We start from the raw sequence: 15,261 nt of genomic DNA, 5'->3' as shown, positions 1-15,261 counted from the left end.
AGCGGAGGCGCAAGAACGGCCGCTAATATACTTTGGATGGGAATTATTCTCAAATAGAAGTCGCGCAATCGTTGGCGACATTTCGTCGCCGCGCGATTCTTCGGCTTCAGGAGACCAAGGCGCCTGTGGGGTGGCCGACCGGGGCTGCCAGGACGCGGCGCGGTGGACGGTGGAGGCCGGGGCGGCCCCGCAAGGTGTTCAGCGGCGGCCCAGGAGGGCCTGGAAGTCGGCGGCGGGCATGGGGCGGCCGAAGTGGAAGCCCTGCACCTCGTCGCAGTCGAAGCGGCGCAGCATGGTGGCCTGCTCGGCGTTTTCCACCCCTTCGGCCACGGTGCGCAGGCGCAGCTGGCGGGCCATGGTGATGACGGCGCTGACGATGGCCTCGTCGTCCGGATTGCTGCACAGCTCGCGGATGAAGCTCTGGTCGATCTTCAGCTTGTCCACATTGAAGCGCTTCAGGTAGGCCAGGCTGGAATAGCCGGTGCCGAAATCGTCGATGGACAGTTTCACCCCCAGGCCCTTGAGGGCGGTGAGGGTTTCCAGGATGGCCGCATCCTCCCGAATCAGCAGGGACTCAGTCAGCTCGAACTCCAGGCACTCGGCCGGCAGGCGGTTTTCCTGCAAGGCCCGGGCGGCGATTTCCACCAGGCGACTGCGGCGGAACTGCACCGGCGACAGATTGACCGCCATGGAAAGGTCCGTGGCACCGGCCTCGTGCCAGCGGCGCAGCTCGCGGCAGGCTTCGCCGATGACCCATTCGCCGATGGGGCCGATGAGGCCCGTGTCCTCGGCCACCGGGATGAATTCCCCGGGGGGCACCAGGCCCCGTTCCGGGTCCAGCCAGCGCAGCAGGGCCTCGGCGCCGAGGATGCGGCCGCTGGCCAGGTCGAACTGGGGCTGGTAGTACAGCACCAGTTCCTCCTTTTCCAGGGCCCGTTGCAGGCGGCTTTGCAGCTTGAGGCGGGCGGCGGCCTCCACGTTCATGGCGGCGGTGAAGAAGCGCAGGGTGTTGCGCCCCGCTTCCTTGGCCGAGTACATGGCCGTGTCGGCCTTCTTCATCAGGGTGTCGAAATCGTCGCCGTCGTCCGGGTAGAGGGCGATGCCCAGGGAAAAGGTGACGTTGAGGCGGTGGCCGTTCACCCGCACCGGCTCGTGCATCTGCTCCATCAGCTTGCCGGCGATGCTGCCGGCGCTTTCCGGGTCCGCCAGTTCGGGCAGGACGATGACGAACTCGTCGCCGCCCTGGCGGCTGATGGTGTCCGTCTCCCGCACGCCGTGGCGCAGGCGCTCGGCCACGGCCTGCAGCAGGCGGTCGCCGATGGGGTGGCCCAGGGTGTCGTTCACCAGTTTGAAGTGGTCCAGGTCGAGGAACAGGATGGCCACCCGGGCGTCGCTGCGGGCCGCCTGGCCCTGGGCCTGGAGGAAGCGGTCGCGCAGCAGCACCCGGTTGGGCAGGTCGGTGAGGGGATCGTGGTGGGCCAGGTATTCGATCTGTTCCTCGGCGCTCTTGCGTGCCGTGATGTCCCAGAAAATGCCCTGGATGCCGTTGATGCTGCCGTCGGGGGCGTAGGTGGGCGTCTTGACGATCTCGATGTAGCGCTTGCGCTGCTCGCTATCGAGGGAAACCATTTCCTCGATCAGGTTGAGGGTCTCGCCCTGCAGCACCCGCAGGTCGTCCTGGCGGTACTTGGCCGCCAGATCCGCCGGATACACCTCCCGCGGCGAATGGCCCAGGATGGCTTCCCGGGGCTTGCCCAGGTGGCGTTCCAGGGCCCGGTTGGCGAAGGTGATGCGGCTTTCCCGGTCCATGCGGTAGAGGCACTGGGGCATGACCTGGACCAGGGATTCGTAGAGGGCCTCGCTTTCCGCCAGGGCCCGGTAGGAGCCCTGGAGCCGGGACAGGGAACGGCGCACGAGAAAGAAGAGGAGGGTGCAGGTGATGGCGACGAAGGCCCAGCCCTTGTAGTTCTGGATCAGGGTCAGCTGGGCCGTGTCGCCCGCCACCAGGGCCGCCAGCCGGTCCGAGAGGGCGATCCAGAGGGCCGCCAGAAGGCCGTAGAGCCCGGCCACCAGGCCGGCCTGTCCATTGGGGGAGGGGGCGGCGGGAGCGGGCGGTTTCATGACGGAATACCTCAGGGTTTGAGCAGTTGGGCCAGTTCCACGGCGGTGCGCACGCCCATCTTCTCGAACAGGTGGGCCCGGTGCACTTCCACCGTGCGCATGCTGATCTGCAGTTCGTCGGCGATGACCTTATTGAACTTGCCCACCAGGATCAGTTCCATGATCTGCCGCTCCCGGGTGGTGAGGGTGTCCAGGCGGGACTGGACGGAGGCGCTGATGGCCTGCTTTTCCTGGTTGCGGGCGTCCGCATCCATGGCCTCGATGACCCGGTTCACCAGTTCGTTGTCGTTGAAGGGCTTTTCGACGAAATCGAAGGCGCCCTTCTTCAGGGAGGAGACGGCCATGGGTACGTCGCCGTGGCCGGTGAGGAAGATCACCGGCAGCTTGAGGCCCTTGCCCTGCAGGTGCTCGAACAGTTCCAGGCCGCTCATGCCGTCCATGCGGATATCCAGCAGCAGGCAGCCCTGCAGGCTTTCGCCGGAGGCGTTCCAGGCCTCCAGGAAGGCTTCGGCGCTGGGCCAGGTGGCGCTGGCGACGCCGCGGGACTGCAGCAGCCAGGAAAGGGCGTCACGGATGGCTTCGTCGTCGTCGATGATGTGGGCTTTGGGGCTCACGGCTTACTCCCAGTCGAGGGGCAGGGTGAAGATGAATACGGTGCCGCCTTCGGCCCCCGGTTCGAACCAGAGGCGGCCGCCGTGGAATTCTATGACGGAACGGCAGATGTTGAGGCCCATGCCCATGCCTTCCGTCTTGGTGGTGAAGAAGGGGGAAAAGAGCTTTTCCGCCACTTCCGGGGGAATGCCGCAGCCCCGGTCGGCGATGCACACTTCCACCTGGTCGCCCAGCAGCTGGGCCTCGACGATGAGCTGGCGCCGTTCCGGCGGGGTGGCGGCCATGGCGTCGATGCCGTTGCGCATCAGGTTGATCAGCACCTGGCCCAGCAGCACCGGGTCGGCCAGCAGCTTGGGCAGATGGGCCGGCACCAGGCGCAGCATGTGCACCTGCTGCTTGCGCGCCAGGGGCTCGATGAAGGCGATGCTGTCCTCGATCACCTCTTCCAGGTGGCAGATGACCCGCTGGGGCTCCCGCCGCCGCACGAAGTCGTGCACCCGGCGGATGATGCGGCCGGCCCGCTGGGCCTGCAGGGCCAGCTTGTTGAGGGCGCCGGAGATTTCCTCCCGGGTGTAGTCCCCCGCCTCCAGGCGGTTGAGGCAGCCGGTGGTGTAGCTGGCGATGGCGGAGAGGGGCTGGTTCAGTTCGTGGGCCAGGGTCGAGGCCATTTCGCCCATGGTCACCAGGCGCGCCGTCTGTTCCAGTTTCTCCTGCTGCTGCCGCTGCAGGGCCTGGGCCTTCTTCCGCTCCGAGATGTCCACCACCGAACTGATCCAGCCGGTCTGCTTGCCGTGGGCGTCGATCAGGGGCGTGGCGTACACCATGGTGTGCACGATGTGGCCGTCCCGGTGGCGGATGCTGGCCTCGAAGCCCTCGTTGGGGGCATGGCCGGTGAGCACCAGGGCGTTCTGCTCCTCGTGGGTGTCCAGGCTGTCCGGGTTCCAGTAGGGCAGGGGCGGGCTGTGGCCCACCAGTTCGTCGGCCCGGTAGCCGCTCATGCGGCAGAAGGCCGGGTTCACGTAGGTGATGCGGCCGTCCATGTCCCGGGCCCGCATGCCGATGATCATGGAGTCCTCCATGGCCTGGCGGAAGGCATGCTCGTCGCGCAGGGCCTGTTCCGCCGCCAGGCGCTTCTTGATCAGGCCGCGGATGGCAAAGAGGCTCCAGAAGACGCCGATGGCCAGGACCACGATGGCGCCGGCCAGGACCAGCTGGGCCGGGTTGCCGGCATTGCGGTAGGCGATGCCCTGCAGCATGAGGCCGTGGCCCGGCGGGTCAAAGGGCAGTTCGTAGGCCAGCCCGGGCTCGCCCTGGATGTTGGACTTGCTGGCCAGCACCGCACCGCCGTCGTCCAGGATGCGCAGCTGGTATTTCTCGGCAAACCACCAGGGCACCAGGTGGTTGAGCATGGACTTGAGGGAATAGACCATCACCAGCATGCCGGCGAAGTCGCCCTGGCGGTAGATGGGCACGAACAGGTCGATCTGGCTGTTGCCGCCGGCGGCCCGGTAGGGGTCGGTGTAGGTGGCCTTGCCCAGCTTGCGGGCGAAGTCGAAGGCGTCCCGGGTGATGGGGCCGCCGAAGATGTCCAGCTCCTGCCGGTCGGGGATGCGGTTGGGGTAGGCCTGGACCAGGTTGCCGCCGGCGTCGAGCCAGATCACCTGTTCCACTTCCGGGTTGTTCTTGACGATGTGCTGGGCCTGCACCTGGAACACCGTCGCCGGCGTGCCGCCCTTGGCGGCGCTGCCCATGTCGAGGCCGGTGCGGTTGAGCTGGTCCTCGTTGCCCGACATGTGGAAGCGGAAATTCTGTTCCAGCCAGAGGATGTCGGCGATGAGGGTGGCCCGTTGCTCCTCCACCTCGTTGCGGTGCAGGAGCCACAGCAGGCTGACCAGGGAAATGACCAGCAGCCCCACCGCCAGCTTGGGCATCAGCAGGGTCCAGCGGGGCCATTGCAGGACGCTGCCCGAGGAAGGAACGGAAAGTCGTTTCATAAAGCGCAATAGTACCCCAGGAGGTGCGTCCCGTTTGCCTCTCCGCGGGGTCATGCTGCGCTGCAGCTAACGGATAACCACAATGGCGACCCCGGCTTCAGGGGCAGAGAATGCGCCCCCATAACTACATCGGGGTCCGTACGGAAACCCCGGGAGCCATCTCAATCAGCAGGAGTGACCATGTCTCACAAGCCTTTCTACAAGCGCCTGTATGTGCAGGTGCTGTTCGCCATTGCCCTGGGGGTTGCCCTCGGCGCCTTCTTCCCGGAAACGGGCGCCACCATGAAGCCCCTGGGCGACGCCTTCATCAAGCTGATCAAGATGATGATCGCCCCGATCATCTTCGCCACCGTGGTGGTCGGCATCGCCAAGATGGGCGACATGAAGGAAGTGGGCCGGGTCGGCCTGAAGGCCCTGATCTACTTTGAAGTGGTGTCCACCGTGGCCCTGGCCATCGGCCTGATCGTGGTGAACATCCTGCAGCCGGGCGCCGGCATGAACGTGGATCCCTCCACCCTGGATACCAAGGCCATCGCCAACTACGCCGCGGCGGCCCACAACCAGAGCACCACCGATTTCCTCATGAACATCATCCCCAACAGCGTGGTGGATGCCTTCGCCAAGGGTGAAATCCTGCAGGTGCTGCTGTTCTCCGTGCTCTTCGGCCTGGCCCTGTCCCGCCTGGGCGACAAGGCCAAGCCCCTGGTGAAGATTCTCGACGAGTTCTCCCACGGCCTCTTCGGCGTCATCGGCATGATCATGCATTTCGCCCCCATCGGCGCCTTCGGTGCCATGGCCTTCACCATCGGCAAGTACGGCATCGGCTCCCTGAAGCAGCTGGGCTTCCTCATGGCCAACGTGTACATCACCTGCGCCCTGTTCGTCTTCGTGGTGCTGGGCCTGATCGCCAAGTTCACCGGCTTCTCCCTGCTGAAGTTCCTGGCCTACATCAAGGAAGAGCTGCTCATCGTGCTCGGCACCTCCTCCTCCGAGTCCGCCCTGCCGCGCATGATGACCAAGCTGGAAAACCTGGGCTGCCACAAGCCCGTGGTCGGCATGGTCATTCCCACCGGCTACTCCTTCAACCTGGACGGCACCTCCATCTACCTGACCATGGCGGCCATCTTCATCGCCCAGGCCCTCAACGTGCCCCTGACCCTGACCGAGCAGCTGACCATCCTCGGCGTGCTGCTGCTGACCTCCAAGGGCGCGGCGGCCGTGACCGGCGGCGGCTTCATCACCCTGGCGGCCACCCTGGCCACCCTGGGCGGCAAGCTGCCGGTGGAAGGTCTGGCCCTGCTGCTGGGGGTGGACCGCTTCATGTCCGAAGCCCGCGCCATCACCAATCTGATCGGCAACGGCGTCGCCACCATCGTCGTCTCCAAGTGGGAAAACGCCCTCAACACCGACCGCATGACCCGGGTGCTGAACGGCGAAACGGTGGAAGAGGCCGACGAGCCCGAAGCCGTGTCCGACGCCGTGCTGCATCCGGCCGATCTGGTCCGCCCGGTGGGCAAGGCCGCCTGACCTTTCAGGTAGCCGCCAATCAAAAAGCCGCCCGAGGGCGGCTTTTTCCTTTTCTGTCCTCCCTGCAGAGGGCCTGGATTAGCGGTTCTCCAGCCGGTTGTAGTCCAGCCAGCCGGCCTCGACGGGGGCCTGGCGCCGGTATTCCCCATTGACGTAGTCGCTCAGGGCCCAGAAGGCCGGGCTGCTGCGGCGCAGGCCGTAGGCGTCCATGAAGCGGGTGTAGTCCCGCTCCGAGGCCAGGGCCGCCAGGTCCCGGGCGAAGGCACCCAGGCTGGCGCGGGGCACCCGGTAGAAGGCGTTGGGATAGGCGGTGGCGATGCCGGGCAGCACGTCCAGGCTGTGTTCTTCCGGGGCGATGGCCAGCTTTTCGATGAGCACGTAGGTGACATTGCGGTGGCCCGTGTTGCGCAGCAGGGTGAAGATCCGGGGCGGGCGTCCCGCTTCCTCCACCAGCAGCAGGCTGCTTTCCGGCAGCCAGGCCAGGGCCTTGCCGGCGACCCGGGCCAGGGCCTGCAGGTCGGCCTGTAGACCGGTCTCGGGCAGGGCGTCGAGAAGATGCTGCTGCGGCAGCACCGGCTGCAACCGCTGCTGCAGACGTTGCAGCAGTTCCAGTTCGGGGTGCTCCCGGTTCCGGTAGGCGATGCCGCTTTCCTGGTCGAAGCGGGCGATGCTGCCATAGACCCGTTCCCGGGTGTCGCCATTGACGTCCCGGTACCAGTGGTCCCGCACCCGGATGCGGGCCTCCCGGGGCAGCAGCATGAGGAACTGGGATTCCCCCTCCATGCGCAGGAAATCCATGTACAGCCGCGTCGTCAGCTGGTGGCCGATATTGCCGAAGACGTCGTAGCCCGCCACCAGCAGGTAGTGGATGCGTTCCAGCAGGGGGTAGCTGAGGACCCAGGCGGTCTTGGGCTTTTCGCCCACCAGGCCCTTCAGCACCGTGGCGCTGTCGAAGTGGCGGTAGATGGTGAGGGCGGCGTTGTCGTTGCGGCCGCCGCCGTCCCAGATCAGGTTGAGATTGACCTTGGCCGGGCTGTCGAAGCGCTGCTCGTAGTAGCGGGACTTGGCCTGGAGATAGCGGGTCTCCTGGGCGCTGTAGCGCATCCAGGGGGTGAGGATCGGCGTCTCGCTGCCCTTTTCCGCCGGCAGGCTGAGGTTGCGGCTTTCCCGCAGGAGAAAGGCTTCGTCGGATTCGGAGACGCTGTCTGGGTTCTGGAAGAAGACCCAGAAATGGTCGTCGATGACGTTGAGGGCCGTCTGGCCCCGGCACACCGGGCCCTTGATGAAGCCCATCACGGTGAACTGGGCCTCGTCCAGGAGGAACTGGTAGCGGGCACGGACCGGGATGTCGCGGAAGGCGAGGAAGGGATTGGCCGCCACTTCCGGCGCGTAGCCCGGCAGGCGCTCCACCCGGTAGGCGGGCTGCAGGAACAGTTCGCGCCAGCGGGCCATGCGCCCCGGGCCGAGGGCGTAGGGCATGTGGTTCTTGGCGACGATGGTCTCTTCCACCGGGCGCAGGCGGTAGTGGAAGTGTTCCACCTCCGGATCGTCGAAGGGGCGCCGCGTGGCGATTTCCTCCACTTTTTCCCCCGGGGCGCTGCGGGAGCGCACCAGGCGGAAGTAACGGGGGCCGTCACTACCTTCGGCGGCGCCCTCGAAGTAGAGGTTGGCCAAGAACAGGTGCTCGTAGAGATAGCGGGCCATGAGCCGGGTCTTGAGGTCGGCGCCGTTGAGGAAGCGCTCCCAGGCATCCACCTGGGCCTGGAGGGCTGGCGTCAGGGGCTGGGGGCCTTCGGCGGGGGCGCCCTGCTGCAGCCATTTCTTCAGCAGGGCCACTTCCGCCGGCGCCAGGGCCGGCAGGCCGAAGGGCATGCCCCAGCCCGGATTGCGCCGTTCCAGGGCGTCGTACTCCTCGATGGCCGGGCAGGACTGCTGGCGCGCCAGGGAAAAGTCGATGTCCCCGCCCACCGGCTGGTCGGGCACCAGAGGATGGGCCGCCTTGAGGTCCAGGGCCCGGGCCAGGAGACTGGCCTGGAGGGCGGCGGCAGGAGTGTCGCCCCGCTCGTTGAGGATCGGGTGGAAGCCCTTGTCGCGCCACTGGGAGGCTTGCTCGGCATCGATGAAGAGGCGGGTCGGCGACTCCTCCCGCAGGCGGGTGCCGTTATAGACCTCGATCTTGCTGCCGCCCCGGGCCACGCCTTCCCAGGAGCCCAGCTTGATCTGGCAGGGGGCGTCGTAGCAAGAGTGGCAGACGACGCAGCGGCTGTCCAGGATGGGCCGCACCTGCTGCTGGAAGGAGATGGCGCCGGGCCGGGGCGCATCGTAGCGGCCCCCATCGGCGGGGCCGAAGCGTTGATCCAGGTCGTGGCGCACCAGGGCGGTACAGCCGGCGAGGAACAGCAGCAGGACGGAGGCGAATCGCAGTTGCATACCGGGGCACCAGGTGAGGGGAGGGCACGGGTCTGAACGGCGCATGGGGCGGGCATGGGGAGCCGGCATTGCCGGCGGTCGGCCCTGGATGCGCTTTGGCGAGGGGGGCCCCTGGAAATGGGCGCCCCTGGCTGCACGCCATTCTAGCGGAGCCCCGGCCGGCGTGCTGACCGGGTCCTGGGGATGCCTAGCGGGCCCAGGCCAGGCCGACCTGGACCAGCATGAGGACGGCCATCAGCAGCAGGGTGTGGTTGAGCCAGCGCCGGTAGGTGGAGGCGTCCATGCGGGACTGGATGCGCATGCCGGGAATGAGACAGGCCACGGCCAGCACGGTGAGGCCGGCGCTCTGCCACAGGATGGCGGCGGTGAATTCGCCGTGGGCGGCCAGGGTCCCGGCCTGGGTCAGCTTGCCGACGATGAAGCAGAGGTTGAACAGCTGCACCGTGGCCACGGGGGAAAGGTCCAGGCCGATGAAGTAGATGGCCAGGGGCGGCACCGAGACATTGACGGTGCCCGAGAGAATGCCGCCGATGAGGCCGAAGGCCGCTTCCGAGGTGCGGCGGTGGCGGCGCAGGAAGGACCAGTCGAGCTTCTTCAGGCGGTTGAGGTTGATGGAGACCAGCATCATCAGGGCCAGGGCCAGCTTCAGGGGCTCGGCCGGCAGGCCGATCAGCAGCTGGGTGCCCACCAGGCTGCCCAGCAGCACGTAGGCGGCCAGGCGCCAGTGCTTGAGCAGGCTGTCCCGCCAGTTGCCGCCGCGCAGGATGGAGAGGATGTTGAGCAGGATGTTGGGCAGAACCGTGATCAGCACCGCCGTCTTCAAGTCGGTGAGGAGGGCGATGCAGGGCGTGGTGATGAGGGGGAAACCGACGCCGATGACCCCGTGGGCGAAGGCGGCGATGCCGACGATGAGGGCGATGCAGGCCAGCAGCAGGGGCGGGGAGAGCAGATCGTGGGGCATGGGGGGGCGGTCAGCGGGCTGCAACGTAAGGAGGCGAAGCATGCAGAATGACGGAAACCCGCGTGGATTGTGGATATCCACAGTAGTGGGTGGTGTATAACGTTTGTGATACTGCGCCAAGCTGGCCTGAGGGCTAGTCTACATAAACCAAATCAACTGTTTGTCGGAGGAGAAAATATGAAGATGTCCCATCTCATGTTCGGCCTGTTGGCCGGAGTCCTGTCCTGCGGGGCCATGGCCCAGCAGCCCATCGTCATCAAGTTCAGCCACGTGGTGGCCGTGGATACGCCCAAGGGCATGGCCGCCGACTTCTTCGCCAAGAAGGCTGCCGAACTGACCAAGGGTAAAGTGAAGGTCGAGGTCTACCCCAACAGCCAGCTTTACAAGGACAAGGAAGAAATGGAAGCCCTGCAGCTGGGCGCCGTGCAGATGCTGGCACCTTCCCTGGCCAAGTTCGGTCCCCTGGGCGTGCGTGAATTCGAAGCCTTCGACCTGCCCTACATCTTCGACAACTACGAAGAGCTGCACAAGGTCACCACCGGCCCCGTCGGCGCCGCCCTGCTGGCCAAGCTGGAACCCAAGGGCATCAAGGGTCTGGCCTACTGGGACAACGGCTTCAAGTCCTTCTCCGCCAACACCCCGATCAAGACCCCGGCTGACCTGAAGGGCAAGAAGATGCGCATCCAGTCCTCCAAGGTGCTGGAAGAGGAAATGCGCTCCCTGGGCGCCCTGCCCCAGGTGATGGCCTTCTCCGAGGTGTACCAGGCCCTGCAGACTGGCGTGGTGGACGGTACCGAGAACCCCATCTCCAACCTCTACACCCAGAAGATGCATGAAGTGCAGAAGCATCTGACCCTGACCGACCACGGCTACCTGGGTTACGCCGTCATCGTGAACAAGAAGTTCTGGGACGGTCTGCCCGCCGATGTGCGCGGCCAGCTCGAAACCGCGATGAAGGACGCCACCACCTACGCCAACAAGATCGCCAAGGAACAGAACGACAAGGATCTGGAATCCGTGAAGAAGAGCGGCAAGACCCAGGTCTACGTGCCCACCAAGGAAGAGCGCGAAGCCTTCAAGAAGGCACTGACCCCGGTGCACGCCAAGATGGCTGACCGGATCGGCAAGGATCTGATCCAGTCCATCTACAAGGAAACCGGTTTCACCGCCCAGTAAAACATTCTGCCCGCGAGGACGCCCGCCTCAGACTGGGGCGGGCGTTTTTGTGAGGGCAGGGGGAGTTCTGTCATGAATAAGCTGCTCAATCACCTGGAAGAAGCCATCATCACCTTCCTGATGGGTGCGGCCACGGTCATCATTTTCCTGTCCGTGGTGCATCGCTATCTTTCCGGTTACGACATTCCTGGCCTGCAGGACTGGCTGCTCAGCCTCAACTTCAGCTGGGCCCAGGAACTGTGCATCATCATGTTCGTGTGGATGGCCAAGTTCGGCGCCGCCTATGGCGTGCGCACCGGCATCCACGTCGGCGTCGATGTGGTCATCAACCGCCTGAAGACTGCCAACCGCGCCAAGTTCGTGCTGTTCGGCCTGCTCGCCGGCGCCACCTTCACCGGCATCGTCGGCACCCTGGGTGCCACCTTCGTCTGGGAAAACGGCGCCCACTACCAGTTCTTCCACTGGTTCGGCATCGAAGCGCCGGACCTCTTCGAAGGCCCCATCACACCGGACCTGGAATGGCCGACCTGGATCGTCTATTCCGCCGTGCCCCTGGGCTCCTACCTGATGTGCTTCCGCTTCCTGCAGGTGGCCGTCTCCTTCCTCAAGACCGGCGAACTGCCCCACCACGACCACGGCCATGTGGAAGGTCTGGAAGAGGAACTGGCCCAGGAAGAGAAGACCTACTCCATCGGCGAGGCCATCCAGGCCGCCGAGGAACTGGAACACGTGGACGCTGGCCGCAAGGAAGTGCCCATGGAGCCAGACACGCCCCACGGTGTGAAGCGCGACGACAAGAACGGAGGCCAATAACATGAACGCCGCAATCATTTTCGGCCTCCTCCTGGCGCTGATGCTGACGGGGATGCCCATTTCCATTTCCCTGGGTCTGACCGTACTGACCTTCCTCTTCACCATGACCCAGGTGCCCATCGAATCGGTGGCCCTGAAGCTGTTCACCGGCATCGAGAAGTTCGAGATCATGGCGATCCCGTTCTTCATCCTGGCCGGCAACTTCCTCACCCACGGCGGGGTGGCGCGGCGCATGATCAACTTCGCCAGCGCCATGGTGGGCCACTTCTACGGCGGCCTCGGCCTTGCCGGCGTGCTGGCCTGCGCCCTGTTCGCCGCCGTTTCCGGCTCCTCCCCGGCGACCGTGGTGGCCATCGGCTCCATCCTGCTGCCGGCCATGGTCAGGGCAGGCTTCCCCAACCGTTTCGGTGCGGGCGTCATCACCACCTCCGGCGCCCTGGGCATCCTGATCCCGCCCTCCATCGTCATGGTGATGTACTCCGTGGCCACCAACACCTCCGTGGGCGCCCTGTTCATGGCCGGCGTGATTCCCGGTCTGCTGCTGGCTTTCACCCTGGGCATGGTCACCTGGTACCGGGCCAAGAAGTTCGACTATCCGCGCATGCCCAAGGCTTCCTGGGGCGAGCGCTGGGTCGCCTTCCGCAAGTCCGTGTGGGGCCTGATGCTGATCGTCATCGTCATGGGCGGTATCTACACCGGCATGTTCACCCCCACCGAGGCAGCGGCCATGTCCGCGGTGTACGCCTTCATCGTGGCGGTGTTCGTGTACAAGGACATGGGCCTCAAGCAGATCCCCAAGGTGCTGCTGGATTCGGCCAACATGTCCGCCATGCTGCTGTACATCATCACCAACGCGGTGCTGTTCTCCTTCCTCATGACCAACGAGAACATCCCCCAGCTGCTGGCTGAATGGCTGCTGGACAAGGGCCTGGGCCCCATCGCCTTCCTCCTGGCGGTGAACGTGCTGCTGCTGGTGGCCGGCAACTTCATGGAGCCTTCCTCCATCGTCCTGATCATGGCGCCGATCCTGTTCCCGGTGGCCGTCAAGCTGGGCATCGACCCGGTGCACTTCGGCATCCTGATCGTGGTGAACATGGAAGTGGGCATGTGCCACCCGCCGGTGGGCCTCAACCTCTATGTGGCTTCGGGCATCACCAAGATGGGGATTACGGAGCTGACCATCGCCGTCTGGCCGTGGCTGCTCTCCATGCTCTGCTTCCTGGGCCTGGTCACCTACTGGCCCACCCTGTCCCTGTGGCTGCCCCGCACCCTGGGCATGCTGTAGCAAAGAATCACCCTTGCGTTGAGTTGGCGCGCGTGCGGGAAACCGCCGCGCGCTTTTTTTCGCCCATTTTTTACAGTGCTTTTATACGGCTCGGGCTAGCATGGTGCCCATGATTCCGGCTTCTTCCTGCTGATTCGGCCATGGGGCACCTCCTGCAGCGCTTCTCCGGCTACCTGATGGGCATGCTCTTCGTCCTCCTGGGGACGGCGCTGGCGGCCCCGTTCCGGGCTGAGATCGACCTCTCCAACCTGGCCCTGCTCTACGTCCTGGCGGTGGTGGCCGTGGGCGGCCACTTCGGCCGCGGCCCCGCCGTGGCCTGCGCCCTGGCCGGCAGCCTGGCCTTCGCCTACGTCTTCGTACCGCCCCATTTCTCCCTCGCCATCACGGAAATCCAGTACGTCATGGCAGCGGTGATCATGGTGGTGGTGGCCCTGGTGGTGGGCCATCTCACCGCCGCCCTGCGCACCCAGGTGGAACTGGCCCGCGACCGGGCCCGGCGGGCCCGGGCCCTCTACGAACTGGCCAAGCACCTGGCCGGCAGCCAGACCGCCGAGGAGGTGACCCAGACCTGCCGCCGCTTCCTCGCCGACGCCCTCGGTGCCCGCCGCATCCGCCTGCTGGAGCCGGCCACCTGGGACCAGCCGCCGCCTTTCATCACCAAGGCCCTGGTACGGGCCTGTCTGGAGCGGCGCCAGCTGGTGGCCATTCCCAGCCCGGCGCCGGGCATTTCCCGGGCCCTCCTGCCCCTGGCCGGCACCCGGGACCTGCAGGGCCTGCTCGGCTTCGAGGTGGACAGCGGCACCCTGGACGACGGCGAATATCGGGAGGCCCTGGACACCATGGCCTCCGTGGTGGCCGTGGCCCTGGAGCGGACCCAGTACGCCGCCGCCGTGCGCGAGAGCGAATTGCGGGTGGCGGCCGAAACCCTGCGCGGCACCATCCTTGCCAGCCTCTCTCACGATCTACGCACGCCCCTCACGGCCCTGGTGGGCATGGCCGACGGCTTGGCCCTGGGCAAGGTGGCCGGTGCCGACAAGCAGAAATCCATGCTGCTGCGCCTGCGGGACCAGGCCCTGGCCATCAACCAGCTGCTCGGCAACCTGCTGGAAATGGCCCGGCTGCGCTCCGGCAGTGTGGAGCTGCAGAAGGAATGGCAGCCCATCGAGGAGGTCATCGGCGCCACCATGGGGCTGCTGGAGCCCCACGCCGGGGGGCGGGAGATCGTCATCAACATCGCCCCGGACCTGCCGCCGGTGCATATCGACGGGGTGCTGATCGAGCGGGTGCTGTGGAATCTCCTGGAGAACGCCCTCAAGTATTCCCCGGCGGAACGAAGCATCGAGCTGCGCGTGGCCCAGTCCGAAGGCTGGCTGGAACTGTCCGTCTGCGACCGGGGCGAAGGCCTGGCGCCGGGCCAGGAGGAGGATCTGTTCGGCCTCTTCCGCCGCGGCCGCAGCGAGTCCAACGTGCCCGGGGCCGGGCTCGGGCTGGCCATTGCCCGCACCATTGCCGAGGCCCACGGCGGCAGCGTCAGCGCCGCCAACCGCAGTGGCGGCGGTGCCTGCTTCTGCCTGCGCCTGCCCCTGGAAACCCCGCCCGACCTGGCGGATCTGGCAGACCTGGAAAGCGAAACGCCATGAACGCCAGCGAAACCATCCTGGTGGTGGAGGACGATGGGTCCATCCGGGAATTCGTCGTCTCCGTGCTGGAGAGCGAAGGCTACGCCGTCAGCGAGGCCGGTTCGGCCCGCCACGGCATGGTCCAGGCCGGCGCCCTGAAACCCTCCCTGCTCATCCTGGACCTGGGCCTGCCGGACCTGGACGGCCTGGATTTCCTGCGGGACTTCCGCGCCTGGTCGGCGGCGCCGGTGCTGGTGCTGTCCGCCCGCACCCAGGAGAGCCAGAAGGTGGCGGCCCTGGACGCGGGCGCCGACGACTACCTGACCAAGCCCTTCGGCGTGCCCGAGCTGCTGGCCCGGGTGCGTGCCCTGCTGCGCCGGGGGCCGGCGGCCACGGGGGAGGGCAGTCCCCTCATCGAATTCGGCGAGGTGCGCATCGACTGCGCCGGGCGCCGGGTGGAGAAGGGCGGCGAACTGTTGCACCTGTCCCAGATCGAGTACCGTCTGCTTTTGGCCCTGGCCGGCAACCCGGGCCGGGTGCTGACCCACCGCCAGCTGCTGACCCAGGTGTGGGGCGGCAAGGCGGCGGAGAACAATCAGTACCTGCGGGTCTATGTGGGCCACCTGCGGCAGAAGATTGAGGCCGACCCGGCCAAACCGCGCCATATCCTGACGGAAATCGGCGTCGGCTACCGTTTCCTACCCTGATTTCAACTTTAGACGG

At 66.2% G+C, this 15,261-nt stretch carries 11 protein-coding genes; 6 read left to right on the top strand and 5 right to left on the bottom strand.

What is annotated here, in order from left to right:
• Positions 1-198: 198 nt before the first annotated feature.
• Genes OEL49_RS00930 through OEL49_RS00920 form a run of 3 tightly spaced genes read right to left on the bottom strand, consistent with a single transcriptional unit; the run spans position 199 to position 4,727 of the window.
• Positions 199-2,121, bottom strand: a complete 1,923-nt coding sequence (locus OEL49_RS00930) for a putative bifunctional diguanylate cyclase/phosphodiesterase (protein ID WP_287873776.1) — start codon at positions 2,119-2,121, stop codon at positions 199-201.
• An 11-nt stretch (positions 2,122-2,132) separates the two neighbouring features.
• Entirely contained in the window at positions 2,133-2,735 is a 603-nt protein-coding gene (locus tag OEL49_RS00925; RefSeq protein WP_014238172.1) for a response regulator transcription factor, read from the bottom strand.
• Between the two features lie 3 nt (positions 2,736-2,738).
• Positions 2,739-4,727 (bottom strand): ATP-binding protein, encoded by a 1,989-nt coding sequence (locus OEL49_RS00920; RefSeq protein ID WP_152088900.1) that lies wholly within the window; start codon positions 4,725-4,727, stop codon positions 2,739-2,741.
• A gap of 180 nt (positions 4,728-4,907) precedes the next feature.
• Here OEL49_RS00920 and OEL49_RS00915 point away from each other — a divergent pair, with 180 nt between their 5' ends.
• Positions 4,908-6,254 carry a dicarboxylate/amino acid:cation symporter gene (locus tag OEL49_RS00915; RefSeq protein ID WP_014238170.1) on the top strand — a complete coding sequence of 449 codons (1,347 nt, stop codon included), beginning with the start codon at positions 4,908-4,910 and terminating at the stop codon, positions 6,252-6,254.
• Positions 6,255-6,332: 78 nt separating this feature from the next.
• Here OEL49_RS00915 and OEL49_RS00910 read toward each other — a convergent pair whose 3' ends face one another.
• Entirely contained in the window at positions 6,333-8,684 is a 2,352-nt protein-coding gene (locus OEL49_RS00910; RefSeq protein ID WP_287873775.1) for a fatty acid cis/trans isomerase, read from the bottom strand.
• Positions 8,685-8,871: 187 nt separating this feature from the next.
• A complete protein-coding gene (locus OEL49_RS00905; RefSeq protein WP_287873774.1) occupies positions 8,872-9,645 on the bottom strand; it encodes a sulfite exporter TauE/SafE family protein in 774 nt (257 codons plus the stop codon).
• Positions 9,646-9,822: 177 nt separating this feature from the next.
• Between OEL49_RS00905 and OEL49_RS00900 the strand changes: the two genes are divergently transcribed.
• The 5 genes from OEL49_RS00900 (at position 9,823) to OEL49_RS00880 (ending at position 15,245) form a co-directional block, all read left to right on the top strand.
• Positions 9,823-10,821 (top strand): TRAP transporter substrate-binding protein, encoded by a 999-nt coding sequence (locus OEL49_RS00900; RefSeq protein ID WP_014238167.1) that lies wholly within the window; start codon positions 9,823-9,825, stop codon positions 10,819-10,821.
• Positions 10,822-10,893: 72 nt separating this feature from the next.
• Complete coding sequence (locus OEL49_RS00895) at positions 10,894-11,634, top strand: TRAP transporter small permease (RefSeq protein ID WP_152088904.1); 741 nt, start codon at positions 10,894-10,896, stop codon at positions 11,632-11,634.
• A gap of 1 nt (position 11,635) precedes the next feature.
• A complete protein-coding gene (locus OEL49_RS00890; RefSeq protein ID WP_014238165.1) occupies positions 11,636-12,919 on the top strand; it encodes a TRAP transporter large permease in 1,284 nt (427 codons plus the stop codon).
• Positions 12,920-13,059: 140 nt separating this feature from the next.
• Positions 13,060-14,559 carry an ATP-binding protein gene (locus OEL49_RS00885; protein ID WP_287873773.1) on the top strand — a complete coding sequence of 500 codons (1,500 nt, stop codon included), beginning with the start codon at positions 13,060-13,062 and terminating at the stop codon, positions 14,557-14,559.
• Positions 14,556-15,245: a response regulator gene (locus tag OEL49_RS00880; RefSeq protein ID WP_014238163.1), complete on the top strand. Its 690-nt coding sequence runs from the start codon at positions 14,556-14,558 to the stop codon at positions 15,243-15,245. The genes OEL49_RS00885 and OEL49_RS00880 overlap by 4 nt, the downstream gene beginning before the upstream one ends.
• Positions 15,246-15,261: the final 16 nt, after the last annotated feature.

Origin of the sequence: Azospira sp., assembly GCF_030247495.1 — a bacterium.
GTDB classification, from domain to species: Bacteria; Pseudomonadota; Gammaproteobacteria; order Burkholderiales; family Rhodocyclaceae; genus Azospira; species Azospira oryzae.
This window is presented reverse-complemented; position numbering and strand designations above follow the sequence as displayed.

What these genes read in the sequence shown, in the direction of transcription:
- OEL49_RS00905 (WP_287873774.1), bottom strand. Translation starts at nt 9,645, where the DNA reads ATGCCCCACGATCTGCTCTCCCCGCCCCTGCTGCTGGCCTGCATCGCC.
- OEL49_RS00910 (WP_287873775.1), bottom strand. Translation starts at nt 8,684, where the DNA reads ATGCAACTGCGATTCGCCTCCGTCCTGCTGCTGTTCCTCGCCGGCTGT.
- OEL49_RS00915 (WP_014238170.1), top strand. Translation starts at nt 4,908, where the DNA reads ATGTCTCACAAGCCTTTCTACAAGCGCCTGTATGTGCAGGTGCTGTTC.
- OEL49_RS00895 (WP_152088904.1), top strand. Translation starts at nt 10,894, where the DNA reads ATGAATAAGCTGCTCAATCACCTGGAAGAAGCCATCATCACCTTCCTG.
- OEL49_RS00880 (WP_014238163.1), top strand. Translation starts at nt 14,556, where the DNA reads ATGAACGCCAGCGAAACCATCCTGGTGGTGGAGGACGATGGGTCCATC.
- OEL49_RS00930 (WP_287873776.1), bottom strand. Translation starts at nt 2,121, where the DNA reads ATGAAACCGCCCGCTCCCGCCGCCCCCTCCCCCAATGGACAGGCCGGC.
- OEL49_RS00920 (WP_152088900.1), bottom strand. Translation starts at nt 4,727, where the DNA reads ATGAAACGACTTTCCGTTCCTTCCTCGGGCAGCGTCCTGCAATGGCCC.
- OEL49_RS00890 (WP_014238165.1), top strand. Translation starts at nt 11,636, where the DNA reads ATGAACGCCGCAATCATTTTCGGCCTCCTCCTGGCGCTGATGCTGACG.
- OEL49_RS00885 (WP_287873773.1), top strand. Translation starts at nt 13,060, where the DNA reads ATGGGGCACCTCCTGCAGCGCTTCTCCGGCTACCTGATGGGCATGCTC.
- OEL49_RS00900 (WP_014238167.1), top strand. Translation starts at nt 9,823, where the DNA reads ATGAAGATGTCCCATCTCATGTTCGGCCTGTTGGCCGGAGTCCTGTCC.